The following is a 25,494-nucleotide window of genomic DNA, read 5'->3' on the forward strand; positions in this document are numbered from 1 at the left end:
GTGCAACCCTTGGGGCCCTCCCTGTGCAACCCTTGGGGCCCTCCCTTGGAAGGGAGGGTTTGGGTGGGTTCGAAAAGCTTGAAAAGGGTTTAAGGGTTTGATATTAATGTTTTAAAGGTTTGACATTAAGGTTTAAAGGTTTGATAAGTTGATATTAATGTTATAAATTTTTGAAATAAGCCTTTAAAGGTTTGGTAGTAAAGCCCTTTGAAGGCACGGTAGAAATTTCACTGAAAGGAGGGAAAAAATATGGGTTTTGCAACTGAGTTTAATTCTGTGTRCAAATTTAAGTCCGAACAAGAGCTCTATGAATTGTTGGAGTATGGTCGGGGCAAAATGGTCAAGAGCGGCTTTCGCGTATTTCCAACTGGCCAAAAGGTGATTGCTTATACACCAGCCAATGAAGCGATTGCGATTGTCCGCATTTTAGCTTCTATCGCAGAAATTAATTTTCAAGGCGAAGAAGTGACACAAGTGGAGATGGAGCTCGTGAGAAAATTGACTGAGGAAGAATCAAAAGTTCAAACGGCGCTTGCTTTTGAAATGTTTTTTGGAGAGAGGGCCTAATCGATGATTGTCAGATTAGGTTTTGTCGCAATGAGCTTGCAGGTTGAGAATGCATCGCCTTCAAGAACGATGACGTTTGCGAACTTCTCGAAGCTAAACGACCGCGAGGCAGGGATTCGGAAGCTGGAAAGAATAGCAGAGGAAAATCTGCGCAGTACGCTGCGGATTTTGAAGCATTGCAAAGCCAGCGACATTCAAATGTATCGCTTTTCGTCAAAGCTTATACCCCTTGCTACTCATGAGGACTTATTGGACTGGAATCCATTTGAAGCGCTAGCGCCAGCATTTCAGGAAGTTGGCGAGTTCGTGCAGAAGCACGGAATAAGAGTATCCTTTCATCCGGATCATTTTTGCGTGTTCAGCACGCCTAGACCGGAGGTGCTCGCGAAATCAGAGCTGGATTTGCTCAATCATATTCTTATGCTTGAGGCAATGGGGCTTGATGAAGCGACAAAATGCAATATACATATCGGTGGAGCATACGGCGACAAGGTTGTAGCTGGTGAACGTTTTGTTCGCCAGTTCAGCTCCTTGTCGCMTCGCTTTAAACATCGGATTACGCTTGAAAATGATGATAAAACGTTCAATGTCAGGGAAACGCTAGAGGCGGCTGAGCAAGTTGAGGTTCCGATGGTGCTCGACATTCACCATCATGCTGTTAATGCAGGAGACATCTCAGATGACGAATTATATGAGCATTTATGGCCGCGTATTGTTCAAACCTGGGACAAAGAGCGAGAGCGGCTGGGCATAGCTAGTACAAGCCAGCTTCCTCCCAAAATTCACGCTTCCAGTCCAAAAAGCTTATCTGACCCCCGTGGTCATGCAGATCATGTGGAAGCGGAGCCGCTTGTACAGTTTTTGCGTCATGCGGCAAGAAATACCGAATATTTGGATTGCATGCTTGAAGCCAAAAGCAAGGACGAGGCTTTGATGAAGCTGATAGAAGACTTAAGGCAACTGGAAGCAAGCGCAGAAGGCATCAAGGTGTTGGATGGCGGCCGCGTAGAAATTACTGCTGAGTAGGTATAGCAGCAAAATAACACCGTCAGGGCTTGCCTTGGCGGTGTTATTATATAGCGGGCGCTTCCAAGTAGATGCATCATTATGTAACTGAAAAGGTGAATTCGCATGGAATGGATACTTCTTGTACTTCTTGGCGTTGTAGCAGCGATGTTTGGCAGTATTGTAGGACTTGGCGGCGGTATCATTATCGTTCCTGTCTTAATGCTCATTGGTCCCGCATTAACGGGAGAAGCTATTGGACATGCAACAGCAGTTGGCATATCATTAACGGTATTAGTCGTTACGGCACTTGCATCTACACTGAGCTATGCCAAACGTAAAATCGTTGATTTCCGCAGCGGCTGGATATTTTTTGTGACCAGCGGGCCTGCAGCAATGATTGGCTCCGCTCTTACGGGTAAGCTGCCTGCAGGTGTATTCCAACTTGTTTTTGGTATTTTCATGCTGCTGATGGCATCATTATTAATTGCTCGTGACTACATGAAACCGTTTTCGAAGCAGTGGCCAATCGTTCGAACGATGACCGATGCATCAGGCGAGGTGCATACGTACAGCTATGGTATTATGCCTGCACTCGGCATCGGTTTTGGCGTAGGTCTCATGTCTGGCTTATTTGGAATCGGCGGCGGGTCGCTGTTTGTCCCTCTTATGGTGCTGTTATTTCGTTTTCCGCCTCATATGGCAACTGCAACGTCAATGTTTGTTATTTTTTTATCATCAATTCTAGGGAGCGGAATGCACGTTTATCTAGGTGAAACAGATTGGCTGCTCGTGCTTGCATTAGTGCCTGGAGCTTGGATCGGCGGAAAGCTGGGTGCGGCAATTGCTGTGAAAATGAGCGGCAAGGGCTTACTTTGGCTGCTTAGAGTGACGCTTCTTCTGCTTGCGGGACAATTAATCATTGAAGGCTTGCGTTCATTTTGATATGGTTGGAGTAATCATGCGAAACTTGGTAAAAGCATCAAACGTAGTAGACCTTAACATGGATAGAAATGTTCGTGAATTTACATAGAGGGAAGAGTGATGGATCGTGAATGATCAGAACAGTACTTCCGTCGTTGGCGGTAAAAGCTTTACTGCTGTCGCAATTAATTGTGCGTCGAAAGCAGGAGAATGGATTAAGACGAAGCTTGGCAATTTTGCAAGCCTTGATATAAAGTATTCCTCGCATGATCTTGTTACGGAAATTGATAAAGGTTCCGAGCGTTTAATAAAAAATCTAGTGATGACTCATTTTCCCCATCATTCTTTTTTGGGAGAGGAAGGCGTAGAGCCTGGGCCGGAAGCGTCAACACGTGCGCTAGAGAACATCCGTGACGCTGAATATTTATGGATCGTTGATCCTATTGATGGCACGACGAACTTTGTTCACGGATTTCCTTTTTTCTGTGTATCCATTGCCTTGGCGCATAACGGCGAGGTGATCGTCGGCGTGGTCTATGACCCGATGAAGGATGAATTGTTTGTAGCCGAAAAAGGCAAGGGAGCATACGTGCATGGAAAACGGATGCAGGTATCCAAGGAGGATACGCTGCGCGGCAGCTTGGTTGCAACAGGTCTTCCGGCTGACCATCATTATGCGCTGCCTTTAAATTTGAAAGGCATTCAAGCAGTTGCCCCGCAGGTTCGAAATCTCCGTATAGCCGGCTCTGCTGCTATGCATATGGCCTATGTGGCGGCAGGACGCTTGAGCGGGTTCTGGGAGATTGGACTGAATAGCTGGGATCTGGCTGCCGGCTCGCTGCTCGTTCAGGAATCGGGCGGTATTGTGACGAGTACAGTTGGCAAGCCTTACGAATTGGGAACGCGAAATATCGTAGCGTCAAATGGCCACATTCAGCAGGAGCTTATCTCGGCGCTTGCCGAGGCGAAAGCAAGCGAATAAACGCAATAGACAGCGTGTACACAAACACCAAAAAAGCAGCCAGGCTTATAAATTGCCAAAGCTGCTTTTTTTATGAATTTGAAAGTATTAAACTCGGCTATTCCAAGCCTCTGCAAGCAGCTCGCTGTTAATGCCCACAGCAGCCAAAGATCCCATTGAAGCAGCCGTAATGGCTTGATACAGCTCCGTCGCAGCATCACCAGCGCCATAGATACCTGGAATGTTTGTTTTCCCAAACATATCAACAACAACAGTCCCTGCTTCAGTGACTTTGCAGCCTAATGTTTGCGGCAAGTCTGAGCCAGCAGCAAGCTTTGGTGCAAAGAAAATTCCTGTACACGGAACAATAGTACCGTCCTCCAGCATAATTTGCTTCACCATGCCATCGCTAGATTCAATACGCAGGATAGGTGAGTTAAAGGTAGGAACGTTATGCAGCTTAAGCTCCTCACGCTGCTCATCGGTCCATTCATCAGGACCATCGGTACAAATGGTAATTTGGCTTGTCCAACCCGACAGCATTTTGGCAGAGTGCAGCGCTCTATCGCCTTTGACAATCAAGACAAGCGGTTGGTCTCTTAATTCCCAGCCATCACAATAAGGACAGACGAAGGCACTTTTTCCATATACTTCAGACAGTCCATTAATATCGAGAGGGATGTCTTTCATTCCTGCTGCAAATAGCAGCTTTTTGCTTTGATAGATTTGTCCCTGTGCAGTCGAAATTTGAAAATGGCCATCGGTTCCAGTGATCGACACTGCAGCATCCTCTACAAAATGAACCGTAGGATATGCGCTAATCTGCTCCTTTGCGACTCGTCGAAACTCGCCCGGACTAATGCCGTCTCTGGTAAGAAAACCGTGAGTTTCGCGAGTAACTCGGTTGCGCGGACGCCCTTCATCAATAACAACTACGCTTTTTCTTGCTCTGCCTAGTACAAGTGCAGCACTCAAGCCTGCAGGTCCCCCGCCAATAATTGCTGCATCGATCATTTGTTCCATGTTAAACATCCTCTCGAATGGCTAATTTTATTTTTACGCAGAAAGAGTAGTGAGACTTGTTTATTTTACGGTTTGTGTTAATGGATTGAAGGCAGCAGAGTCTACCACCCACTGGATCGTATGCTGCTGAAGGTACTGCTGCATATGACGTTCAGCACCAATCATCACTTTTTTTACAAGACATCCCTTATTTTCTGAATGGTCAGTGGACTCAAGCTCTAAATCTTCAGCTTCAAAAAATAAATGATGATGCTGATCGTCAATATTAAAGCACTCATATAAAGGCTGTCGTCCCTCAATAACTTGAATGACATCAAAAAATGTAATTTGATCTGCAGCTCTAGCAAGCTCGTAGCCGCCGCTTGCACCCGTCACAGCATGTACGATGCCGTCCTGGCGCAGCTTGGACATAATTTTGGATAAGTAGCTCTCTGAAACTCCGAGAGAAGAAGATAAATCTTTAATACCTATGTTCTGACCGCGCTCAGCATGGGCTAAGTGAATTAAAGCATGAAGTGCATAACCGATACTTTTTGAATATTGCATAGGGTACACTCACCCTCCTTTAATACTTGTACTTAATCATTATGGATCTACAATGTCCATTATAGACAACGTGAATCCATAATGCAATGGTGTAATACAAATACGTAAATTTGCAAGGATTTACAATGTGTTTTGTCGAATGAAATAGCATGGAAGTACTGGAGATAAGCCAGGAGGAGTGAACGATGGTGACAGTGAAAAAACGAATTGCTGCGATGATGATGACAACCTTATGTTTAGGCATGCTGGTTGCATGCGAACCAAATGAAACGTCGTCAACAAATACAAAAGTAAATGAAGCGACGGATAAGCCTGAGAAAACGATGGCAATTGATGAAAGCACTGAGCCGTCAGAGCAAGAAGAGCAAGACGAGGCTTACACTGTACTCGCGAAGGAGCTTCGAGTGCCTTGGGTCATTACTTTTGACGAGGACATTGTTTTTATAAGCGAGCGCGAAGGAAATATTGTGAAGGTAGATGGCGATGCGACGACACGTCAAGCGGTTCATTTGCTCAAAAGTGTACATGACCGCGGAGAAGGCGGATTTTTAGGTTTTCTGCTTGCTCCGGATTTCGCTCAGTCTCGAGAGGCCTACGCGTATCATACTTACGAAGAAAATGGTCGTGTAATGAACAGAGTCGTGCTTATTAAACAAAATGGCGGGCAATGGGATGAGGTTAGAGCACTGCTCGAGGGCATTCCTGGTGCTGCGAATCACGATGGCGGACGGCTGGCGATTGGGCCCGACAAGCTGCTTTATGTAACAACAGGAGATGCCCAGCAGCCGGAGCTGGCACAGGATCGTAACAGCCTTGCAGGAAAAATCTTGCGAATGACGTTAGATGGCAAGGTGCCAGCGGACAATCCGTTTTCCGGCTCCTATGTGTATTCTTATGGACACCGCAATCCTCAAGGGCTTGTTTGGAATAGTGAAGGTGTTCTATTTAATACAGAGCATGGCCCTTCGGGAGATCCTGGCGGACATGATGAGATTAATAAAATTGCAGCGGGCGGCAATTACGGCTGGCCTGCGATTTATGGCAGTGCTGCGCAGGAAGGGATGATAACGCCAATTTATCATACCGGCGAAGAAGCGATTGCGCCCTCAGGCGCGACAATCGATGAGAACAATCGAATATGGATTGCAACTTTAGTAGGCGAGGCGCTTTATCGCTATGACCCAGCATCCAAAAACATGGAAAGGGTATTCGAAGGCGAAGGAAGACTTCGTGACGTAAAGATAAAGGACGGACGTATTTATGTCATCACGAATAATACCGATGGCCGCGGTAACCCGTCACCATCGGATGATCGATTGCTTATAGTAAAGCAGGTGAAATAAAAAAGCTCAGGAGCCTATTTCAGCTCCTGAGCTTTTTTTGATCTAAACTACAAAGCTTATTTATTACAAGTTAGTGAAAGCATAATTAATGGCTTTAATCGTTTCATCAATGTCAGCCTCGGTATGGGCTGTCGTAAAGAACCAAGCCTCATATTTGGATGGTGCAAGATTGATGCCTTGATCCAGCATGAGCTTGAAAAATCTGCCGAACAGCTCACCGTCTGTATCCTGTGCTTCATCATAATTCGTAATCGGATGATCGCAGAAATGTGCGGAGAAGGAGCCGCGAATTTGGTTAATTGTGAGCGGTATGCCATGCTGCTTGGCAGCGGCGTGCAATCCTGTTGCAAGCTTCGTAGCCAGTGCGTTCATTCTATCGTAAATGCCAGGCTCTTGGAGCAGCTCCAAGCACGCTATGCCTGCTGAGATCGAGGCAGGATTGCCGGCCATCGTACCTGCTTGATAAGCAGGGCCGAGAGGGGCAACCTGCTCCATAATTTCACGGCGTCCGCCGTATGCACCGATTGGAAGGCCGCCGCCGATGATTTTGCCTAATGCGGTTAAATCCGGTTCGATGGCTTGGTGATCAGGGAACGCAACATAGGTCTGTGCTGCTCCGTAATGGAAGCGGAAGGCGCTGATGACCTCGTCGTATATAACTAGCGCTCCAGCTTCGCGAGTGAGCTTGCAAAGCCCCTCTAGGAAGCCTTCATGCGGCATAACCATACCGAAGTTGCCGACAATCGGCTCAACCATAACAGCGGCAGTCTCATGACCCCAGCGATCGAGTGCAGCTTTCAGCGCAGGCAGATCATTAAATGGCACGGTGATGACTTCACTAGCGATGCTTGCAGGCACGCCTGCACTGTCTGGAATGCCCAGAGTAGATGGACCAGAGCCTGCTGCGACGAGCACAAGGTCTGAATGGCCATGATAGCAGCCAGCGAATTTAATGATTTTGGATTTCTTTGTGTAGGCGCGAGCGACACGAATGGTTGTCATGACGGCCTCCGTACCGGAATTGACGAACCGCACCTTGTCGAGAGATGGGATGGCTTCTTTCAGCATACGAGCAAGCTTAATTTCCAGCTCCGTTGGTGTGCCGTATAGCGTACCGTTCTGAGCTGCACGAACGATAGCTTCTGTAATATGGGGGTGAGCATGTCCAGTAATAATAGGGCCATAAGCAGCTAAATAGTCGATATAGCGGTTATCATCGACATCCCAGAAATAAGCGCCCTCGCCACGTTTCATAAATACGGGTGCGCCGCCGCCTACCGCTTTGTAACTGCGGGAAGGGCTGTTGACGCCGCCAACAATATGCTGCAGCGCTTCTTCATATAGTTTTTCGGAATTTTGTCGCTTTGTTGTCATGGAAAGCAGCCTCCAATGGGATTCATAGTTGTAAGTCAATTTAAACAAGTTGAGAGAGTGTGTCGTATGATGTACAGCAGTGGCGCACCTAGAAACAAAATACACGCAACTTGAAGCGCCGTTGCGTGTACGTATGTTTACTGCTGTTTATTGCTGCTGTCGCTGCCGCTTGGTGTACTGCTTGGCGAAGCAGTAGGTTCTGGAACGGTGTTGTCTTCTTGCAGCGTCGTCTGTACGAAGGAGCGCAGCTCATCTTCATCTCTAATTCCAATAACAGACGCGCCGCCAACCCGATCCTCCGCGATGAGATCCATCGGCGGTATTTGCGTTGTGCTGGCCACATGGCTTTTGACGCCAAGCTGACCGAGCTTCAGCATATCCGGCACACTAATGTTTGTTTTCACATAAGGCTGAACGCTTTCAAGAATTTTTTTCATTTGGATAATGTTCCATGTCGATTGAAGCTCTTTGGACACCGCCTGAAGGAAATTTCTCTGACGCTCCGTTCTTGTGAAATCGCTCATCGCATCGTGGCGGAAACGAACGTATTGCAGGGCTTTATCGCCGTCAAGCAGCTGGTAGCCTTTTTTGAGATCAATATCGTAGCGATTGCCGTCGGCGTTATCGGTGTAATGCATATCTTTTTCGACATCAAAGTAAATGCCGCCCATTGCGTCAATCAGGCTTTTAAAACCTTCAAAGTCGGTATAAACATAATATTGTATGTCGAGACCAAGCAAGTCTCCAACCGTTTTCATAGCGAGCGGATATTCTCCTAAAGTAAGTGCTGTATTAATACGGCCTTTCCCATGTCCTTCTATGCTGACGTAAGTGTCGCGAAGAACGGAGAATAGATGTGCTTTCTTGGTTACAGGATCAAAGGATGCAACCAATATGGAGTCTGAACGAGCCGCTTGCCCCTCGTCTAGCCCGCGAGCGTCACCGCCGAGCAGCAATATATTAACGCGCTCTTTGCCTTCCCATTCAGGAATAGGTACTGGCGTTGCTTCAGCATCCTCGATAGGAGCCTTTGTTGGCTCTGGATCACTGAACTTATCAAGCGCACTGTAAACACCTACGCTCCAATAAATAACAAACGCTGCTACCACACCAAGAATGACAGAGAGGCTGATATAAATCCTTTTCCATCTTTTTTTCTTCGCCATTTTAGCAGTCTCATTTTTCGATTCTTCAGTCGTCTCTTTATTCGTCTCTTTAGGCATTTCGTTAGACGTGCTCCTTTCAGATATTGCGGAATCGTTTTGAAACAATGAGGGTAGATTTCAATGTAAGCATGAGCAAAGATGGCATAGCGAATGATCCGCTCCCAGAAAAAGAAGTTAGCAGAGCAGTATACGTTAGAAATATAAGAACGCATAAGTATGAGCCTTATTAACAGCTTATATTTCATCAGCAAACAAAAGCTTCGCTGCACAAGGCAAAGACAGTCGTTTACGCTAGGCGTGAACTAATGTATGATTACATATCATAAAATTATAAAGCTGAACGACATGCAGAAGCAAGTTTTATCGTTTTAAGTAAATAAAGATCGCTATTTCCTAGGAAATGTCGAAGTGGAAGGGGCTATAACAACCAGATGTTAGCAATCGATGTAAAGGATTTACGCAAGCAATTCAGCGTGCAAAAAAACCGAGAAGGCCTATCCGGCGCCCTCAAGGACTTGTTTAAACGCGAGTACAACGAGGTAACGGCGGTAAAGGATATTTCATTTCAAATCCCGCAGGGTGAAATTTGCGGGTATATTGGCGAGAATGGAGCCGGAAAATCGACAACCATCAAAATGTTGACCGGTATTTTGGTACCGACCGCAGGCGAGCTCAAAGTAAATGGCTACGTGCCTTTTAAGGATAGAGAGAAGTTTGTTAATGGCATTGGTGTTGTATTCGGACAGCGGTCTCAGCTGTGGTGGGATATAGGCGTTATTGAATCGTTCCAATTATTGCGCAAAGTATACCGGGTTTCGGAGGCGGATTTCCGCAAACGTCTTGACGAGCTTGTTGAGCGGCTACAGCTTGGCGACTTATTAAATCGTCCTGTACGCAAGCTAAGCCTTGGACAACGGATGCGCTGCGAGCTTGTCGCTTCACTCCTTCACAATCCATCTATTCTTTTTCTAGATGAGCCTACAATTGGTCTGGATATCGTCGTGAAGACAGAAATTCGTGATTTCCTGATGCAAATGAATAAGGAGCAGGGTACGACTATTTTGCTGACGACTCATGATCTCCAGGATATTGAAGCACTTTGTTCTCGCGTCATTATGCTTGATGATGGCCGCATTATCTATGATGGCGGACTGGAGGATCTGAAGAGCCGTTGGAGCAAAGGACGCGAAATTCAGTTCCAATTTGCAGGGCATACTGCGCTTGCCAAGCTGCAGCAGTTGACGAGCACACTCGATGTAACATGGACAATGGAGAATGAAGTGAGCGCAAAAATGTGGCTGCCGCATGCCGTTAATGTCTCGGATGCATTGGCATGTGTTGTAGGCGGCGTTGAAATTCGCGACATTAAAATTATCGAAACAAACACCGATGACATCGTTCGAAGCATTTATTCCTCTGGCTCTGCGGCAACATCCAAGGAGACGGTTCAATCATGATGAGCGCTTATATCGACTTTATTCGAATACGGTTTATCATGATGCTTGCGTACCGCGTTAATTATTATAGCGGTATCATTATTTATGCGATTAATATCGGCGCTTATTACTTTCTATGGCAGGCGATTTATGGGGACAAGGAGACGCTGGCCGGTTTCACGGTAACTCAAATGACAACCTACGTTGCGGTATCGTGGATGGCTCGTGCTTTTTACTTCAATAACCTGGACCGCGAGATAGCGAATGAAATAAGGGACGGTAGCGTAGCAGTACAGCTTATTAGACCTTATTCCTATTTAGTCGTAAAAATGATGCAAGGTTTCGGAGAAGGCTTGTTCCGAATGCTGCTCTTCATGGTGCCGGGGATGATTATCGTTTGTTTCTTATTTCCCGTTAAATTACCGACAGATCCGATGACCTGGCTAATTTATTTAGTCATGCTGTTCTTTAGCTTTCTTATCAACTCGCAAATTAATATTTTGACCGGCCTATTCGCATTTTTCGTTGAAAATAACGAAGGCATGATGCGAATGAAACGTGTTATGGTCGATTTGTTTTCTGGCGTAGTTGTGCCGATAGCGTTTTTCCCAGGCTGGCTGTCAGCTATTATGCAGTGGCTGCCATTCCAAGCCATTACGTATTTGCCAAGCTCCGTCTTCACGGGGCGGACGCCTAGCGATCAAATATTGCAGGTGTTTGGCATTCAAGTGCTTTGGTTTGTTGGGCTGCTGGTGCCAATCTGGTTAACGTGGCGCGCCGCTCGCAAGCGGTTGTTCGTGCAAGGGGGATAATAAATATGAGATACGCATCATTATTTTTGGAGTACATTAAAAACTACGCGAAGACGCGTCTTACTTATCGTGCTGACTTTTGGATTGAGGTACTTTCCGATTTATTGTTCCAAGGGATGAACCTCATCTTTATTTTGATCGTGTTCCAGCACACGCCGTCGCTTGGCGGCTGGTCTGAGGCAGAGGTCGTATTCGTTTATGGTTTCTTCATGATCCCATATGGTGTGTTCAGCACTTTCTTCAGCATATGGAATTTCAGCGAGCGTTATATTGTGAAGGGCGAGATGGATCGTGTTCTAACCCGCCCAGCACACAGCCTATATCAGGTGCTCCTCGAAAATGTAGATCCGCCTTCTTTAATCGGTTCTTTCGTTGGGGCTATTATTATGGTGCTATGCTGGACACAGCTCGGTTTGCCTTTCGAGATTCTCGATCTATTTGTGCTGATGCTCTTAATATTAGGTGCAGTGCTGATTTATGCGGGGCTCTACACGGCACTTAGTGCCATTTCCTTTTATTCGGATGCACCGACTGGAATTGTGCCATTGATGTACAACATTCAAAATTACGGACGTTACCCGGTTAATATCTATAACAAAATGATCCGCTTCGTATTAACATGGCTGCTGCCGTTTGCTTTTGTAGGCGTCATCCCAGCTTCTTATTTTCTTGAGAAGAAGGCGGATGATCTCTCACAGCTCGCGCTCTTAACTCCGGTCATGGGAATTATCGTGTTCACTCTAGGGCTGTTGTTATGGAACCATGGCGTGAAGCGATACCGAGGAGCCGGCTCTTAAACGGCTTGGTTTTAATTGAATAGGTGTGCAGCAAAAATGATGGGGGACTAATCATGACACAGCTTCAAGTGGGAGATATGGCACCGGAGTTTGTATTGCCGGCGTCAAATGGAGAAGATGTTTCACTTAGCGATTATCGCGGGAAAAATGTTGTCCTTTACTTTTATCCAAAGGATATGACGACGGCTTGCATACAGGAATCATGTGATTTTCGAGATGCAAACACAGAAATGCTGAAACGAAATACTGTTATTTTGGGGATTAGCCTAGATACGGTAAAGTCTCATCAGCGTTTTATTGAAAAGAAGGAGCTTCCTTTTCTGTTATTAGCTGATGTGGAGCATGAGGTGTGCGAGCTGTATGGAGTATGGAAATTAAAGAAGCTTTATGGCAGAGAGTATATGGGTCTTGTCCGATCGACTTTTCTCATCGATGAAGCGGGCAGGCTCGTGCAGGAATGGCGTAAAGTAAGGGTGAAGGGGCATGCAGAGCAGGTTCTGGATGCCGTAAAGGATTTGCAGCCGGCTGCTGCTAAATAATTGAAAACAGGACGGAGCAGGAAGTAGCTGCTCCGTCCTGTTTTTTTTGTTTTGGACTCTTACAAATTTGTCACCTGAATTGTCACCCTAATCGATGGTTGGCAATCGCTATTTTTTATACGATAGGAAATAGAAAACGGACTTGTAAAGGAGGCGTCAACAAATTGTTCCAATATCTTGAACTCAGCTGATCGCAGAATATCGAATACACACAAAATATATGGGGGAATAAAAATGAAAAAGTTGTTAATTGCAATGCTGTCGCTTGTCGCTGTCATCCTAATCGCGGGATATGTTGGCAAGGACAGCATCATCGAAAAAATATTTCCGCAGGCTAAGGGTGTCATTGTATACGGAGAGAAACAGCAGATCGATGATGTATTAACCAAACATGCCGAGCAATTAGAAACAAAAGAAGTGTACGAAATAAAAATCGAAATTGCTGATGGACAAAAAATAATGTATTTGTCGCAATCCACGATTCAAGGCTTATTGAAAAAAGAACTGCTAACCGAAGTGGAAGCTGACGGCAAAACCAAAAAGGTTAAATCTTTGTCGACTGTTCCAAATGGGGAAGGCTTATTGTTTGCCAAAAAAGAGTCAGACAAGATTAATGGAAATGGGAATCCCATTTCAGTCAAGTATGAAGGGAATTTGATTATTGGGAGCGGCCGAGCTTATGTCGATGCATTTGTTGTACTGGAGGACTCATCCTGGTCATCGCTGCAAAAGACAGAAAAAACGATGGCTGTTATGAAATTTAAAGAAAATCCACAAAAGCTGATCGGAAAGTTTGATGTCGAAAGAGACCAGCTTGTAACTTTGAAATAATGGCTTTAGCTAGGGTTGTCGCAAAAACAGAGTTAATCTGCTTTTGTGACAATCCTATTTTTGTTTTGCCTGATGTAACTTAGGGATAGTGAGTCTCTGAGCTAATCGCAGCCAGTAATGCACTCCACTTATCGGACAAATAGCTTACGAACCCAGCAGCTCTTATTTGATCTATTTATAATGGATTGAATTTCTAACGAACTCCAGAATCGTTATTTCGAGCAAAACAGCTCATGGAGTCCTGTACAGTACGCGATAACGTTAATAAGATTCGTTAAAGCTTCAAAAAAGCAGTTTTCTGCATAATAGGCATGATACAGTTCGTTAGCCAAATGGTTTTGGGATGTTATGCGCTGTCTGTGCGATGAAGCGTTGAACCCTTAAGTGTATTTTGGCGAAGGCATCCATATAACAGAATAGAAAAATAACGATTTTGTTCTAAGTAAGCTCTTGCTTCAGCGAGCTTGCTCTTTACTATTTTTGAGACAGTTCCCGCGGTTATGCTGCAAGTGCAAGAGTAAAAAGATGGAGCAGGGAAACAATAGAGGAAGCTTTCTCAAATGAATATATAGCTGTTAAATTATGAAGCACAGTGAAATAGATAATTTTGACATTGACAGTATGCTGTCACATTTATAAAATATGGACTTGCTTGTTAGATAGGGGGTTATAGATTTGATCAGGCTAAACAACATCAGAAAATCGTATCGAGTAGGGTCGGTTTCAGTAGAAGCGGTTCGTGGCGTTAGCTTGACGGTAAGTAAAGGTGAAATATTTGGAATTATCGGTCATTCAGGCGCGGGGAAGAGCACGCTGCTGCGCTGCGTCAATTTGCTGGAAAAACCAACATCGGGAACGGTAAATGTTGGGAATGTGGAGCTTACCGGCTTGCCAGAGAGACAGCTGCAAGCGCATCGCAGGCGTATCGGAATGATTTTTCAACATTTCAACCTGCTATCGATGTCTACGGTACGAGATAATATTGCATTCCCGCTTGTTCTCGCCAAGCTTTCAAAGGCAGAGGTAAATAAACGTGTGGATGAGCTGCTGAAGCTCGTTTCGCTTGAAGGTCATGCAGATAAATATCCTTCTCAGCTTTCGGGAGGCCAGAAGCAGCGTGTTGGTATCGCGAGAGCACTCGCAAACAATCCGGATGTATTGCTCTGCGATGAAGCGACATCGGCATTAGATCCGCAGACAACGAATTCGATATTATCGTTGCTGCTCGACATTAATGAAAAGCTAGGAATTACAATTTTACTTATTACGCATGAAATGAACGTTATACGTTCGATATGTGATCGTGTCGCTGTTATTGATGATGGCGAAATTGTTGAAATAGGCGATGTGCTGCATGTATTTCTAAAGCCGGAGCATCCGGTTACTCGCGACTTTGTTGACCAAGCATCGGACAGCGCCGTGAATGGACAATTGCTGCGAGGCCGCTCAGGGCGCCTGCTTCGCATGACTTATATTGGCGAGCTAACTTACGAGCCTATTTTGTATAATGCGGTGAAGCCAACGTCTGTTCAATTTGCGATTTTGCAAGGAACCGTTTCGCGTATGAAGCACACGCCTTATGGTCAGCTTATTGTGGAATTGATCGGCAGCGCCGCGGAGATTGATCAAGTGATTGATGTTTTGCGTAGAGATGGGCTGGAGGTGGATGCGATATGATGAGCTTCGAAAACGTACGTATTCCTGAAATTTGGGATGCTACGAAGGATACGCTCTATATGTTGACAGCCTCGCTCGTGTTTACAATTATTTTCGGATTAATCATGGGCGTCGTCCTGTTTCTAACTTCAAAACGGCAGCTTCTGCAGCAGCCTATTGTGTATGGCATCCTTTCATTTATCGTCAACGTATTGCGCTCGGTTCCGTTCGTTATATTGATGATATTGATCATGCCGCTTACAAAAATCATTACGGGTACGACGTTAGGCGTAGAGGGGTCTATTCCGCCGCTTGTCGTAGCAGCAACGCCTTTCTTTGCAAGGCTGGTGGAAACGTCGCTGCGTGAGGTGGATCGCGGCGTTATTGAAGCGGCTCAGGCAATGGGTGCATCAAAGTGGGATATTGTACGCCGCGTGCTGCTCCGTGAATCTAGTCCAAGTTTGCTAGCTGCGGTTACAATAACGGCAGTCACACTCGTCTCTTATACAGCGATGTCGGGTGTAATCGGCGGCGGCGGACTTGGTGACTTGGCACTGCGCTACGGATATCAACGTTTCCAAACCGATGTGATGCTGGTAACCGTCGCGCTTCTTATCGTGCTCGTACAGGTGCTGCAAACGATCGGGGATTCCTTAGTACGTCGTTACAGCAGAAAATAAATAAGTAGAAGCATGATGCAGCTCAGAGTGAATTGACAACTATGGAGGAATGAACATGAAAAAGACAAGTTATATGATCGTAACTTTAATGCTGATGTTTGCATTAGCAGCTTGCGGACAAAACAAAAATACCGATGACAACTCTGCAGGATCAAATGTTAATCAAGGAACAGAAACGCCTGGAGCGGTTAAGCTGAAGGTTGGCGCTTCTCCTGTTCCACATGCGAAGCTGCTTGAATTTGTAAAGCCAATGCTCAAGGAGCAGGGCGTGGATCTCGAAATTATCGAGTTCAATGACTACATCCAACCGAATACACAGCTTTATGAAAAAAATATTGATGCTAACTTTTTTCAGCATACACCTTATTTGGATCAGTTCAACAAAGACAAAGGTTATGATCTTGTAAATGTAGCTGCTATTCATATTGAGCCGTTTGGCGCTTATTCGAAAAAGATTAAAAAAATCGATGAGCTGAAGGATGGCGCGAAAGTTGTCATTCCGAATGATCCATCGAATGGCGGACGTGCGCTTGCCCTTATGGCTTCAAATGGACTGATTACTCTGAAGGATGGCGTAGGCGTTAGCGGAACTGTATCAGATATTGTCGCTAACCCGAAGAAGCTTGATATTAGAGAAGTAGAAGCAGCGACATTACCGCGCGTCTTAGGTGAGGTTGACCTTGCTATGATCAACACGAATTACGCGCTGGAGGCCGATCTAGTTCCCACAGAGGATGCACTTTTCATTGAAGGAAATGACTCCCCTTATGTGAATATTCTTGTTGCGCGTCCAGACAATAAGGATTCCGAAGCGATCCAGAAACTCGCTGCAGCGCTGCGTTCACCTGAAGTGAAGAAATTTATTGATGAGACCTACAAAGGCGCGATTGTTGCTGCATTTTAAGCAGGCCGGACTTTAATTAAAATGACAAAAAAGCTGAGCATGCGAGTAATCGCTGCTTAGCTTTTTTATGTTTTGTGCATCACTGCTATTGTTAGTCAATGCTTTTATACCTAAATCTCTGCCAACAAGCTCCTTCTTGTTACGAAAGGCTTAAACTATAGGTTTGATTATCCTTGTCATACGGGAAACCATTCTTGAAATACAAAATATCGCCTTCACGCTTGATGAACTTTAGGTAATCGCCGAGATAAGGAAGATCATTTGTTTCTACATATTCTTGCTGCTTAGCACCCAATAATTCTTTGTAAAGCACTGTAGTCGTCATATCTTTTCTATTCACAAGTTTTAAAATGCCGCTTTTATTTGCCCGCAAGAGAAAAACATCCTTGTCAAAATACTCAATAAAATAATTGTCATCCTCTCCGCTGAGGTTAACCAAATTAATCGTTTCAATCACTTCTCCGGTACCGTCTTTAATCAGGTGCAAAGTCTTCCCATCGTTCAGCAGCAAGTTGCCGTCTGCTTGAGTCATATTTTGCTCAAATCGGTTGAAATAGTAAACGCTGGATTGCTGTATGACTTTGCCGTCTTTCATGACAAGCGTGAATAGCTGGTTGTGAATATGCGGTTCTCCATAGTTATCTTCCAGATTAATCACCAGCAGCCCGCCCGGTGTTTTTTGAAATTTGAATGTCAAATATTCATGTATGGATTCACCTAGCTTTGCCAGCTCACGCCTTACACCCTTTGCCTCAGTGACGTAGACAATGCCTTTCTTAGGCTCTACGGTGTAAGTTAATCCACCATATGAGTAGAGATACTGCTTGAACGTTTTCAGATGATCAGCCTTTATCGTCTTTTTTTTGTCATCCCACGTCACGTTATCTCCACCTAATGCTCCGACAACGAAACGGACAGGCAAATAAACATTTTTCTCATACAAAAATGGTGCGCTTTCGAGCTTAACCATCTTTCCATCGAGTACACCTGTTTTGCTGCCTAGACGCACCGCAATCGATTTATTCCAACCGTCATATTGAGCCCGCTTGCCCGCTTTATCCCATTTCACTTCGAGCCCCGCTCCGCCTCCGACACTATCCATTGATACGAATGTAACGCCATTTTTTACGAGTGCTCCTCCATAAGAGCGAGTGCCGGAATCCCAATTAAACTCATAGTTTGCCTGAGATGCCGCACTGACAGGGGTTGGCAGCAGGAGTGCAAATACCAAAATAACGGCTGCAATGCTCCATTTCATTACAATCACTCTCCTAAATTTCAATTAAATGGAATATATATGGAATGAAGACGCGAATGCACCACAATAAGTTGCGCACTGCTGTCTTCATGTTTTATTCGAAGCTGACATTTGAAATTGACTAGCATAGTCATTTACCAGTTCAACTGTTCATATAATCTATCAGAATGACTCAGTTAATTATTCATAGGTAGAGAAGGGTGGCAGCGTGAATGCAGCGGATTTGGCGGGTAGCGATTTGTATGCTAGTTGTTTGCTTTGGTTTGTTTAAGCCTGATGGTTTTGGGGCGAATAAAGACGATGCTGCAAGTGATCAGAAGATCGTACAGGCAAGTGCCGCTGCTGCGGTTACGAATTATGAGGCGATGCCGCTTCTAACGGTGCAGGCATCTTACGATACTGGGAAAAAGCTGGAGCAAGGCAAGTCGTCAGCTGCTGCTTCATCGCAAAATGATAGAGTTAAAGTAGATTCACTAGGATCAGATCAAAAGATTTTGTATTTAACATTCGATGACGGACCTAGTAAGAATACAGAGCAGGTGCTGGATATTTTGAAGCAAGAAGGGATAACGGCGACTTTTTTTGTGCTTGGTGAACATGTGCTGAAGCAGCCGGAATTAGTTAAACGGATCGTGAAGGAAGGACATGCAATTGGCAATCATACGTTCGACCATAAATACGATCATTTATACGGAAGTTTTGCTGAATTTGCTGATCAGGTGATGAAAACGGATGAAGCTATTTATCGTACAACTGGAGTTAGAACTACATTAGTTCGCGCGCCGGGCGGCACATATAGCAATTTTGATCAGGGATACTTCGATGCAATGAAAGCGGCAGGTTATCAGGTGCATGACTGGAATGTAGACAGTGGGGATTCGAAGCGGCAAGGAGTACCAGCTTCCGAGATTATGACGACGATTAAAGGCTCAAAGATTGCAAACAAGCTGAATGTTTTGCTTCATGACAGTGCAGGGCATGCAGAGTCTGTTAAGGCATTGCCGGCCATCATTAAATATTACAAAGATAAAGGGTACACATTTGCTAAGCTGACGGATCAGGTTGAACCTATTCAGTTTAGGGTGGCAAGCAAACTCAAGTGGAGCAGAAAGCAGGTCACGCAGCAGGAAGTAGATAAGCTCACTCTGTTTTCGGAGAAGCTAGGTCAAAGCAGCCTGTCTGCCCAAACAAAGAAGCAGGTTCCAAATTTAATTTTGCATCGTGGCGAGAAAAGTCTAGTGCTTGCGTCAAGCGAATACGGAATAAAAAACGGCGCCATCGAAGTGTCGCTGCAAAAGCTTGTGGAATGGATTGAAGACAGCACGGAATTTGAGCTGAATACTGATTCCATAGAATCGTACGTAAGTACAAACCAGGTGCCGCCGAAATCCGGCAAGGAGAAACCTGTGATGGATGAGCCCAAGAAGCAGATCGTAGTTCCAGTGCGTGAGACGCTGCAAAAACTTGGAATTGCGATAACAAGATATGTGTACAACGATACCGATCGGGAAATTTGGATAACGGAGTAATAGAAAGGTTTCTAGCAGGTCTAAAGTGAGAGAAAGCTGGGGACACTGAAAAATAGATAGATTTATTTTTCAGGAGGCGATTTATACGATGATTTCTCCCCAATTTTCTGAGGATGCTAAAGAGGAACGTTATAGTCATTGGCCGGAAGCACCACAGGTGCTGCTGCATCGATTGCTAGTAAAGGTAGAGAGTGTATTGCTAGGCAAGCAGCAGGTCATTCGAAATACGCTAACTGCACTTCTGGCTGGCGGACATGTTTTGCTAGAGGATGTGCCGGGTGTTGGCAAGACATTGCTCGCTCAGGCGTTTGCTAGAGCGGTCGGTGGAGATTTTAAACGAATACAGTTTACGTCCGACATGCTTCCGGCTGATATTGTTGGCGGAGTCGTGCTTGATGCACGGACGAGTGAACTTGTCTATCGGCCTGGACCGATTATGGGCAATGTGGTGCTTGCTGATGAGATTAACAGAACGTCGCCGCGTACGCAGTCTGCGCTTTTGGAGGCCATGGAGGAAAGACGAGTGACGGTAGAGGGGAAAACCCGCAAGCTGCCGGTTCCTTTTATGCTCATAGCTACACAAAACCCACTTAGCTTCGAGGGGACAAACACGCTGCCGGAAGCACAATTGGATCGGTTTATGATGAGGCTGACGATTGGTTATCCCGGCTCATCGGAAGAGAAGCGGATGCTCGAGCAATACGCGAATGGCAATCGAATTGAACCCGAACGGCTTCGTCCTGTCATTGCTACGGAGGAATGGCTGCAAATGCAGGCTGAGGCAAGGCAGACTCACATGCATCCGGCACTGCTTGAATATATGGTGCAAGTAGCCGATGCGACAAGGCGTGCTCCTGAGGTTGTGCTGGGCTTAAGTCCACGCGCTCTGCGCGACTGGCTGCGGGCATCACAGGCGAATGCGTATATGGAAGGGCGCGGATTTGCGATACCAGATGACTTGCTGGCGACAGCTGATGCTGTGCTTCCGCATCGTTTGTCTTTGCGTTTTAACGCGACTGCGGCTGGTGCTGATGCAGCTGCAGTTATGAGACGGACGATACGTGAATGTCCGATGCCTGCTGCGGTAGGAAGCGGGAAGCGCCGATGAATGCACCTTTTCAAGATGAATTATTGGAAGGCGGAACGCCGGAGAATGAGGCTGTTGATACGACGACATATACTCAAGAGGGCGACAGCGCAGCTCCGCTTGATAGGAGTGGGCAAAGAACAGCGTCGGTACAAGTAAAAGAAGCTGTCCTTGTAAATAAGGAATGGGATCAACTAGCTTATCCTTATCGTACGAGATGGATCGCTTGGTGTATCATTACGGCGGGCTGGGCAAGCAGCTGGGCAGCTGTAATAATGCGGGGCGGTGCAGTAGAGTGGTTTATGCTGTCCGTATTCAGCATGATTATAATCATTAGCGGGCTTGCGCCTATTATGGCTGCCAAGGGATTAACTGCAATGAGGATGATGTCGCAAGAAATGACGAGAGAAGGCGGGCAGCTCGAAATTAGCCTGAGAATAAAGCGTTCTTTGCTCATACCTATTGTATGGGTTGCTATTTCCGATGAGACGAGTAATAAAAGTTCATCAGAAAATACGAAAATAAGCGTGCGTACGGTGCTTATGCCAATGTTCCGCCAAGAGATGACTTACCGATATACTCTTCATCACTTACGGCGCGGGCGTTATCCCTTCGAGCCTATATCGATTACAGTGGGGGACTGGCTCGGCTTGTCAGCGATCCATAAACGTTTATATACCGCAGGAGAATTTGTAGTGCTGCCAGGACTGCCCCATGCCGATCAGGTACATAAAGCGGAACGTGCAAGAGGCACAGCATTATACGCTGTGCRATCATTGACCGCTGATCCAAGTACGGATCACCTAGGAGATGCGGGTCGTGAGGAAATCAAAGCGGCGGTGAGTGCAGCGGGACTTGGACCAGACAGCCGTCCATATCGCGAAGGAGATTCGCTGCGTCATCTGGATTGGCGAAGTGCAGCTAAGGGGCGCGGCTTACAGACAAAAATCCATCCTTTAGAGCGGCCAGCCAAAACAGTTATTGCTGTCGATACGCTTGCTTCGGCTTATGGGCAGGACGATCGGTTGTTTGATGCTTGTGTAGGCTGGGCTTCGCTTGCACTAGCTCAGTCTGCTTCACTCGGCCACGCTGTGACACTGCTGCTCGGACAAGGCACTCCTGTCATGCAATCATCTGTTGATGGAGGAACGCAGGCTGATTTATCAGAGATGCTGCATGCAATGGCATTGCTTCGCGCAGATGGAAAGGGCTCTCTTGCTGGGAGACTCGCCGAGGAATCAAACCTGCAAGCACGCGGCAGTACGATACTTGTATTTACTGCGGATTGGAGAGGCGGCCGGAGCTGGGGAGAGCTTGCCGGATTCGCAGGCGAGCAAGGCTGCAGGCTGGAACTATTTATTATTACGCGCAGCAATGTACCGACCTTCGCTATGCGCGAACAACAAAAATGGTTGGAAAGCGGCGGCGTCAAAGTGACGTGGCTGCATGTCCCTTCGAGTATGAACGCGCTCCCTTACGCCGAGGAAGGAGGCGACAATCATGAGCTTGCTTAAAAGCGATGTAGTAGGGAGGAGCGATAAACCTCTGAAAGCTGAGCATAATTTATTGCGAGGAGAAGCTGCTGAGGAATCGTTTGAATACCGATTGATCACAACATTGCTGCTGTTCGGACTGCTATCGGAATGGCTGCTGCCTTGGGTGAATGCAGGTGAGTGGTCGGCTATTTATAATCCTGCCCCGCTAATTTTTGTTATCGGAGTGGTGCTGCTGGCAGGGCTGTTTCGTTTGCCGATTGCACTTTCGTTCGTTATGAATGCTTTGTTGTGCATACTAAGTCTCATGTGGATTTATAAAAGCGCTGATCAAAGCAGTTTGCAATGGCTGCTTGCGTTTCCAGGCATGTTGAGAGACCATTTCGTTCTGATTATAGAAAATGGGCTGTGGTCAATGTCTGGAGAGCTTCGGACTTTGCTGCTGTTTATAGGCTGGGCGATGCTTGCACCTGCATTGCAGGCTTTATTATGGATGAGGCAGACGGCTCTTGGCATCGCATGTTTCACGCTAGTTTATTTAATTGCGCTGCATGTCTGGCTGGGTATGGATGTAATGGGAGGCTTAATGCGAACCGTGGCAGAAGGGCTCCTACTAGGTGCCATTGTCTCTGTACCGCGTGTTAAGCGAATGATTAATACAGGTGCCGGCAAGCTTAGAGGTCTTGATATGCGCTGGTTATCAAGCTCCATTTTTGTTGTACTTACGATACTTGGCTGCGGTCTTTTGTTTGCAGGCGGGAAAGGTGAAACGATGCCGCCTGCTAGCTGGACTGCCTCTCTTAATGATCGTTTAGAGCAAACCATTCAGTCTATGGGTAATCAGCAAGGGTCTATCCATGTAATGGGGCAAACCGGATTTGAACGATTAGGCAGTGCATTTACGGGTTATGGTTTTGATGACGGCGTGCTGGGAGCACCTGTACAAAAGGATAACGGCGTATTATTTACAGGCAGCTCCACTGAAAAAGCATACTGGCGCGGGGAGTCAAAGCAGGTGTACGACGGCCGGGGCTGGATTGATACCGCGGGTAGCTCTGTTCTGCTTCCTATACGAGGCTCTGATGCAGCAGCCTCCACTGAGGCGGCAGCAGAAGCTGGAAATAAGCAGCTGGGTCCGCTCATTCGACAAGCCGTAGTTTGGTCTAAGCCGACAGCGGGGATGCCGCTCTTTGCATCAGGTCACTTTGGCAATGTGACAGAGCTTGTTGCAGCTGATCCGCGCAGGAAGCTTGGAAGTTACGTATACAATGCGGATAAAGACTCTTTATACGCGCAATCGGATACGGCGAAGATTGAGAAATATACAATAGAGAGTGTGCTCTCCATAACGGATGAAGCACAATTGCGCGCTTTGAGCAGTACCGCTGACGATAATTTATCGTCAGGTGATGGAGCACAGGCGGCAACAGTAGAAAGTGCTGCGGAGCTTGAGCCTTATTTGCAGCTGCCGAGTAGTCTGCCAAGCCGCGTAACTGCATTAGCTGCTGAGGTTGCGGGCGGCGGAGTTACGAGCCGCTACGATCAGGTGAAGGCGATCGAGGACTTTTTGAAAGCGAGCTATACCTACTCGCTGGAGGACAGTGCAGTTCCGCCGGAAGGAAGCGACTTCGTCGATCATTTCCTCTTCGAGCAGCGGCAGGGCTATTGTGTGCATTTCTCCACAGCCATGGTCGTATTGCTTCGTTCGCAAGGGATACCCGCTAGGTGGGTGAAAGGCTTTACTTCAGGCACTCCAGTGGGGGAGAGCGCGGAGATAGGCTCGCTGAGTACGAGCAGTGGAAGTAATGATAGCGGGTCGCAAGGGACGATAGATACGAGTACAGGAAGTATGAAGAATGAACAGCTGAGTAGTGGGAGTCATAATAGCGGAGCTCAAGGAGCGCTAAATAAGAGCGGCGGAAGTAATGATAGCGGGAAGCAAGGAACGCTTAATTCGAGTACAGAGGGTTTGAATAGTGAAATGCTAAGCGCGGGAAGCAGTGGTGCTGGGCAAACCACTGAAAATAGTTTGAAGCTGGTGGATTATGAGGTTAGAAGCTCAGATGCGCATGCTTGGGTTGAAGTATATTTCCCAGGCGCAGGCTGGGTACCCTTTGATCCGACGCCGGGATTCAGCGATGTATCAACTATCGCGTCCGTCGGTTCTGTGGACGGACAGCTTGCTGCTCCTGCGATGGGTGCAGCAGGAACAGCGGCAACTGGAGCAAGTGGCCATAGCGAGTCCAATTTATCGCGGGTCGCTGCTTCATTCGAGGCGGCGGCAGCAGCCATTGCACGAGGAGCAGACGCCCTCGTGCATGCGGCGCAAAGCGCCGCCAAGAGCGCAGCGGCGGCATCGCCCGCCGCTGTAGTTACCGCATGCGCGGCCGCGCTAGCGCTTGCGGCCGCGGCCATTGCTGCGGCACAGCACCAGCGGCTTCGCCTCTCGCTGGCGCTGCGCCGCTATGGCGCGGCTCACGCCGGCATCGCGAAGCTCGCCGGCGCAGCCGCGCCCTATCCGTCACATGAATCTGTGACGGACATGGATGCAGCGCCAGCGGCGGTCGCGCGCTGGCGCACTGGCACTGGCGGCGCGGCGGAGGATATGGCGCCGCGCAGTGGAAAAACGCCGCGCGACGCCGATGGGCGGATTCGCGCGAGCTTCATTGCAGTGAGCAGCGCGTTAGCGCCGCTGCTGCAGCGCCGTTTCGGCGTGCAGGCGCCGGGGCAAACGGCGCGTGAATATGCGAGCGCCGCTGAGCCGACGCTCGGTGCGGAGCAGCAGGATGCGCTGCGCCAGCTTACAAGCTGGCTTGAGGAAGCGCATTTTGCTGCGCCCGGTCCTTGGCCGGGTGCACCTACTCCTTCTGCACTGCGGACGGTTCTGCGAGTGCTGGACAAGCAGCCGATTCAGAAAGTGAAGAAGCACTCCGCGGATAATCTGCAAAAGCAGAAGAGAAGCGACATGCCAGTCAAGGCTCCTAAATAGTTGCAGGAGACGATGATACATTTTGGCTCCTAAAGGGTTAAGCTGTAAGTCGATTTATATAACGAAACATGAAACGCCGTTTAGCTGGAAAAACTACCGTTAATATGGTGTACATTTGATTATTTTCTGCAATAGAAGGAATTTCTCCCGTTAATTGTTGATGATTTAGCTGATGATGGCTATTTCTCGAGAATTAACGGGAGTTTTTTCTGTTAATTCGCTGCAATGCTCATTTTGAGACATTTTAAAAGGAGCTTTTCCCGTTATTTTCTCAAGAGGCTGTTGAAACACTCGCAATAAGCATAGTTGCAGAATTACCAAGCGTTTTTACTATATAATCTGCCCTTAACTTAGGCATCCGCATGAAAAAAGCATGGATGAAATGATGCAGCAGCCTGCAGCTACTCATATTTTTTCAACTAATCCGTATGACTTGGCACATTAAATAACATTCTATTTATAAGCCTATAATCAAGCAGATAAGCGGTTACATTTTTACTTCAATGAATTGTCACTCCGCTTTGCCTTGACTCGCTTAAACAGCCTTATATATAATTACTACATAATTTGAGGG

The 25,494-nt window shown here is 46.8% G+C and carries 22 protein-coding genes; 17 read left to right on the plus strand and 5 right to left on the minus strand.

Annotation, left to right across the window (positions count from 1 at the left end; genetic code table 11):
• Positions 1-249: 249 nt before the first annotated feature.
• From AC1DPK_RS11665 to AC1DPK_RS11680, 4 genes are all read left to right on the plus strand, one after another.
• Positions 250-567 (plus strand): hypothetical protein, encoded by a 318-nt coding sequence (locus AC1DPK_RS11665; RefSeq protein ID WP_477510423.1) that lies wholly within the window; start codon positions 250-252, stop codon positions 565-567.
• Between the two features lie 3 nt (positions 568-570).
• The gene (gene uvsE / locus AC1DPK_RS11670; RefSeq protein ID WP_477510424.1) at positions 571-1,593 is read left to right on the plus strand and encodes a UV DNA damage repair endonuclease UvsE; all 1,023 of its coding nucleotides are present in this window, start codon (positions 571-573) and stop codon (positions 1,591-1,593) included.
• Positions 1,594-1,698: 105 nt separating this feature from the next.
• Complete coding sequence (locus AC1DPK_RS11675; RefSeq protein ID WP_441885134.1) at positions 1,699-2,517, plus strand: sulfite exporter TauE/SafE family protein; 819 nt, start codon at positions 1,699-1,701, stop codon at positions 2,515-2,517.
• 106 nt (positions 2,518-2,623) lie between these two features.
• Positions 2,624-3,478, plus strand: coding sequence for an inositol monophosphatase family protein (locus AC1DPK_RS11680; protein WP_477510425.1), 855 nt, complete (start codon positions 2,624-2,626; stop codon positions 3,476-3,478).
• Positions 3,479-3,565: 87 nt separating this feature from the next.
• On the opposite strand, the gene AC1DPK_RS11685 is transcribed toward AC1DPK_RS11680, so the two are convergent.
• Both AC1DPK_RS11685 and AC1DPK_RS11690 read right to left on the minus strand, forming a co-directional pair.
• A complete protein-coding gene (locus AC1DPK_RS11685) occupies positions 3,566-4,480 on the minus strand; it encodes an NAD(P)/FAD-dependent oxidoreductase (protein ID WP_477510426.1) in 915 nt (304 codons plus the stop codon).
• 60 nt (positions 4,481-4,540) lie between these two features.
• Positions 4,541-5,026 carry an RrF2 family transcriptional regulator gene (locus AC1DPK_RS11690; protein WP_477510427.1) on the minus strand — a complete coding sequence of 162 codons (486 nt, stop codon included), beginning with the start codon at positions 5,024-5,026 and terminating at the stop codon, positions 4,541-4,543.
• A 185-nt stretch (positions 5,027-5,211) separates the two neighbouring features.
• Between AC1DPK_RS11690 and AC1DPK_RS11695 the strand changes: the two genes are divergently transcribed.
• Positions 5,212-6,369: a PQQ-dependent sugar dehydrogenase gene (locus AC1DPK_RS11695; RefSeq protein ID WP_477510428.1), complete on the plus strand. Its 1,158-nt coding sequence runs from the start codon at positions 5,212-5,214 to the stop codon at positions 6,367-6,369.
• Between the two features lie 63 nt (positions 6,370-6,432).
• Here the strand turns inward: AC1DPK_RS11695 and AC1DPK_RS11700 are convergent, their stop codons facing one another.
• Both AC1DPK_RS11700 and AC1DPK_RS11705 read right to left on the minus strand, forming a co-directional pair.
• Complete coding sequence (locus AC1DPK_RS11700) at positions 6,433-7,743, minus strand: glutamate-1-semialdehyde 2,1-aminomutase (RefSeq protein WP_076271140.1); 1,311 nt, start codon at positions 7,741-7,743, stop codon at positions 6,433-6,435.
• A gap of 137 nt (positions 7,744-7,880) precedes the next feature.
• The gene (locus tag AC1DPK_RS11705; RefSeq protein ID WP_372239033.1) at positions 7,881-8,966 is read right to left on the minus strand and encodes an LCP family protein; all 1,086 of its coding nucleotides are present in this window, start codon (positions 8,964-8,966) and stop codon (positions 7,881-7,883) included.
• 374 nt (positions 8,967-9,340) lie between these two features.
• Here AC1DPK_RS11705 and AC1DPK_RS11710 point away from each other — a divergent pair, with 374 nt between their 5' ends.
• From AC1DPK_RS11710 to AC1DPK_RS11745, 8 genes are all read left to right on the plus strand, one after another.
• Positions 9,341-10,366, plus strand: coding sequence for an ABC transporter ATP-binding protein (locus AC1DPK_RS11710; RefSeq protein WP_339206887.1), 1,026 nt, complete (start codon positions 9,341-9,343; stop codon positions 10,364-10,366).
• Positions 10,363-11,157 (plus strand): ABC transporter permease, encoded by a 795-nt coding sequence (locus AC1DPK_RS11715; protein ID WP_076271138.1) that lies wholly within the window; start codon positions 10,363-10,365, stop codon positions 11,155-11,157. Before AC1DPK_RS11710 ends, AC1DPK_RS11715 begins: the two co-directional genes overlap by 4 nt.
• 5 nt (positions 11,158-11,162) lie before the next feature.
• Positions 11,163-11,954, plus strand: coding sequence for an ABC transporter permease (locus AC1DPK_RS11720; protein ID WP_477510429.1), 792 nt, complete (start codon positions 11,163-11,165; stop codon positions 11,952-11,954).
• 53 nt (positions 11,955-12,007) lie between these two features.
• The gene (gene bcp / locus AC1DPK_RS11725; RefSeq protein ID WP_477510430.1) at positions 12,008-12,493 is read left to right on the plus strand and encodes a thioredoxin-dependent thiol peroxidase; all 486 of its coding nucleotides are present in this window, start codon (positions 12,008-12,010) and stop codon (positions 12,491-12,493) included.
• A 234-nt stretch (positions 12,494-12,727) separates the two neighbouring features.
• Positions 12,728-13,324 carry a lipoprotein BA_5634 family protein gene (locus AC1DPK_RS11730; protein WP_477510431.1) on the plus strand — a complete coding sequence of 199 codons (597 nt, stop codon included), beginning with the start codon at positions 12,728-12,730 and terminating at the stop codon, positions 13,322-13,324.
• A 675-nt stretch (positions 13,325-13,999) separates the two neighbouring features.
• The gene (locus tag AC1DPK_RS11735; RefSeq protein ID WP_339206894.1) at positions 14,000-15,001 is read left to right on the plus strand and encodes a methionine ABC transporter ATP-binding protein; all 1,002 of its coding nucleotides are present in this window, start codon (positions 14,000-14,002) and stop codon (positions 14,999-15,001) included.
• A complete protein-coding gene (locus AC1DPK_RS11740) occupies positions 14,998-15,660 on the plus strand; it encodes a methionine ABC transporter permease (RefSeq protein WP_076271133.1) in 663 nt (220 codons plus the stop codon). Before AC1DPK_RS11735 ends, AC1DPK_RS11740 begins: the two co-directional genes overlap by 4 nt.
• Before the next feature lie 55 nt (positions 15,661-15,715).
• Positions 15,716-16,564, plus strand: coding sequence for a MetQ/NlpA family ABC transporter substrate-binding protein (locus AC1DPK_RS11745; protein WP_477510432.1), 849 nt, complete (start codon positions 15,716-15,718; stop codon positions 16,562-16,564).
• A gap of 139 nt (positions 16,565-16,703) precedes the next feature.
• Here AC1DPK_RS11745 and AC1DPK_RS11750 read toward each other — a convergent pair whose 3' ends face one another.
• Positions 16,704-17,822, minus strand: coding sequence for a copper amine oxidase N-terminal domain-containing protein (locus AC1DPK_RS11750; RefSeq protein WP_477510433.1), 1,119 nt, complete (start codon positions 17,820-17,822; stop codon positions 16,704-16,706).
• 212 nt (positions 17,823-18,034) lie between these two features.
• On the opposite strand from AC1DPK_RS11750, the gene AC1DPK_RS11755 reads away from it, so the two are divergent.
• From AC1DPK_RS11755 to AC1DPK_RS11770, 4 genes are all read left to right on the plus strand, one after another.
• The gene (locus AC1DPK_RS11755) at positions 18,035-19,351 is read left to right on the plus strand and encodes a polysaccharide deacetylase family protein (protein ID WP_477510434.1); all 1,317 of its coding nucleotides are present in this window, start codon (positions 18,035-18,037) and stop codon (positions 19,349-19,351) included.
• Positions 19,352-19,439: 88 nt separating this feature from the next.
• Positions 19,440-20,459 carry an AAA family ATPase gene (locus tag AC1DPK_RS11760; protein ID WP_339206902.1) on the plus strand — a complete coding sequence of 340 codons (1,020 nt, stop codon included), beginning with the start codon at positions 19,440-19,442 and terminating at the stop codon, positions 20,457-20,459.
• Positions 20,456-21,952, plus strand: coding sequence for a DUF58 domain-containing protein (locus AC1DPK_RS11765; protein WP_477510435.1), 1,497 nt, complete (start codon positions 20,456-20,458; stop codon positions 21,950-21,952). The genes AC1DPK_RS11760 and AC1DPK_RS11765 overlap by 4 nt, the downstream gene beginning before the upstream one ends.
• Positions 21,939-24,920, plus strand: coding sequence for a DUF4129 domain-containing transglutaminase family protein (locus AC1DPK_RS11770; RefSeq protein WP_477510436.1), 2,982 nt, complete (start codon positions 21,939-21,941; stop codon positions 24,918-24,920). Before AC1DPK_RS11765 ends, AC1DPK_RS11770 begins: the two co-directional genes overlap by 14 nt.
• Positions 24,921-25,494 lie beyond the last annotated feature (574 nt).

The organism is Paenibacillus sp. 01T424 (genome assembly GCF_056398745.1).